Here is a 2495-nt window from a genome sequence, read left to right as displayed (position 1 = left end):
CATCGAGGGCGGCTGGCCGGGCGCGATCCCCAAGGACACCGAGTTCTTCCGCCGCGCGCAGACCGAGCTCGACCTGCGCCACGCGACGCTGGCCGCGTTCGGCTCGACCCGCAAGGCCGGCGTCAGGGCGGCCGACGACCCGCAGGTGGCCGCGCTCCGCGAGTCCCGCGCCCCCGTCGTCACGCTCGTCGCCAAGAGCCACGACCGGCACGTCGAGCTCGCGCTGCGCACCACGCTCGATGAGAACCTGGCGATGATCGCCGACACCGTCAGCCACCTGACCCAGGAGGGCCAGCGGGTCTTCGTCGACGCCGAGCACTTCTTCGACGGCTACCGGGCCAACCCGGCCTACGCGATCGAGTGCGTCCGGGCCGCCGTCGAGGCGGGCGCCAGCGTGGTCGCGCTGTGCGACACCAACGGCGGCATGATGCCGACCGAGCTCGGCGACGTCGTGCACGCCGTCGCCAGCCAGACCCAGGCCAGGCTCGGCATCCACTGCCACGACGACACCGGCTGCGGCGTCGCCAACACGCTGGTCGCGGTCGAGGCCGGCGTCAGCCACGTGCAGGGCACCGCCAACGGCTACGGCGAGCGGTCCGGCAACGCGAACCTGTTCAGCGTGGTGGCCGGCCTCCAGCTCAAGAAGGGCAAGCACGTCCTCGACGGCGACGGGATCCGCGAGATGGCGCGCATCGCCCACGCGATCAGCGAGGTCACGAACGTCACCCCCGACACCCACCAGCCCTACGTCGGCTTCTCCGCGTTCGCGCACAAGGCCGGGCTGCACGCCTCCGCCATCCGGGTCGACCCGATGCTGTACCAGCACATCGACCCGGCCGTGGTCGGCAACGACATGCGCATGCTGGTCTCCGACATGGCCGGCCGGGCCTCGGTCGAGCTCAAGGGGCGCGAGCTCGGCTTCGACCTGTCCGAGAACAAGGCGGTCATCGGCCGGGTCACCGACAAGGTCAAGGAGCTCGAGGCGCGCGGCTACTCGTTCGAGGCGGCCGACGCCAGCTTCGAGCTGCTGCTGCGCGACGAGCTCGCGGGCGAGCGCAGGCGGCACTTCACCGTCGAGTCGTGGCGGGTGATCGTCGAGCAGCGCGAGGACGCCACCGTCACCAGCGAGGCGACGGTCCGGCTGGTCGCCAAGGGCGAGCGGGTCATCGCCGTCGGCGAGGGCAACGGCCCGGTCAACGCGCTCGACCGGGCGCTGCGGTCGGCCCTCGAGCAGACCTTCCCCGAGCTCGCCACCCTCGAGCTGACCGACTACAAGGTGCGCATCCTGGAAGGCTCGGCCGGCACCGGCGCGATCACCCGGGTGCTGATCGAGTCGGGCGACGGCAGCGGCGACGCCTGGTCCACCGTCGGGGTCGACGAGAACGTGATCTCCGCGTCCTGGCACGCGCTGGAAGAAGCGGTCAGCTACGGGCTGCTGCGGGCCGGGCGCACACCCGACTAAGCGGATCAAGACCGGCCGGTGAGGCGGAGCAACGGACCGTTCGACATGAATCTTTCGATACCCCGATCGCGGACCGGTCACCGACGGGCATACCTTAGGCACATGGATGAGAAGGAGATCATGACGCGGATCAGCGGGCTGATCCAGACCGAGCACGAGCTTCGCGCTCAGCTCGCCGACGGCACGCTGAGCTCGGAACAGGAGAAGGCGCGTCTTCGTTCTGCTGAAGAGGCGCTTGATCAGTGCTGGGACCTGCTCCGCCAGCGTCGGGCGAAGCAGGAGTTCGGCGAGAGCCCGGACGGCGCCGCGGTGCGCCCGGCAGCCGAGGTGGAGGGGTACCAGCAGTAAGCCCCTCGCGAGCCAAAGGGCGCGCCCCTGTCAGCGGACTGAGGAGCGAGGGAGCGAAGCGACTGAGCGACGAGGGAGCAGACAGGGGACTCCAGCGCCCGGCGGCGAGTGAGGAGTAATTGTGCGTATCGCAAGGTTCGCCAAGGGCGACGGTGTTGCCTACGGTGTCGTTGAGGGCGAGTCCGGGGGACCGCAAACGGTCGAGGAGCTGTACGGCCACCCGTTCGGCATCGACCCGGCGGGCGTCCGGCTCACCGGCAACCGCTACCCGCTGGCCGAGGTGCGGCTGCTCGCCCCGGTGCTGCCGTCGAAGGTCGTCGCGGTGGGCAAGAACTACGCGGCGCACGCGCGCGAGATGGGATCGGCCGAGCCGCCCGCCGAGCCGGTGCTGTTCCTCAAGCCGTCGACGTCGGTCACCGGACACGGCGACCGGATCGCCTACCCGGTCAAGCTGACCGACCAGGTCGACCACGAAGGCGAGCTGGCGGTCATCATCGGGCGGCTCTGCCGTGACGTCCCCCGGGAGCGGGCGGCCGAGGTCGTGTTCGGCTACACCTGCGCCAACGACGTGACCGCGCGCGACCTGCAGGCCCGCGACGGGCAGTGGACCCGGGCGAAGGGCTTCGACACGTTCTGCCCGCTCGGCCCGTGGATGGAGACCGCGGCCGACCCGGCCGACCTCGGG

Annotated in this window: 3 protein-coding genes; all 3 read left to right on the top strand. The window is 70.9% G+C overall.

Going from position 1 to position 2495, the window contains the following annotated elements:
• The coding region (gene cimA / locus VME70_14005; protein ID HTW21313.1) for a citramalate synthase at nt 1-1462 on the top strand (1462 nt) is incomplete at its 5' end.
• A 102-nt stretch (nt 1463-1564) separates the two neighbouring features.
• Entirely contained in the window at nt 1565-1810 is a 246-nt protein-coding gene (locus tag VME70_14000; GenBank protein ID HTW21312.1) for a DUF2630 family protein, read from the top strand.
• Between the two features lie 121 nt (nt 1811-1931).
• Nucleotides 1932-2495: fumarylacetoacetate hydrolase family protein (locus VME70_13995; GenBank protein HTW21311.1), on the top strand; the 564-nt coding region annotated here is incomplete at its 3' end.

The sequence above is a fragment of the Mycobacteriales bacterium genome, from assembly GCA_035504215.1.
Taxonomy (GTDB): Bacteria; Actinomycetota; Actinomycetes; order JAFAQI01; family JAFAQI01; genus DATAUK01.
This window is presented reverse-complemented; position numbering and strand designations above follow the sequence as displayed.

Coding starts and splice junctions, on each gene's coding strand:
- VME70_14000 (HTW21312.1), top strand. CDS start 1,565: ATGGATGAGAAGGAGATCATGACGCGGATCAGCGGGCTGATCCAGACC.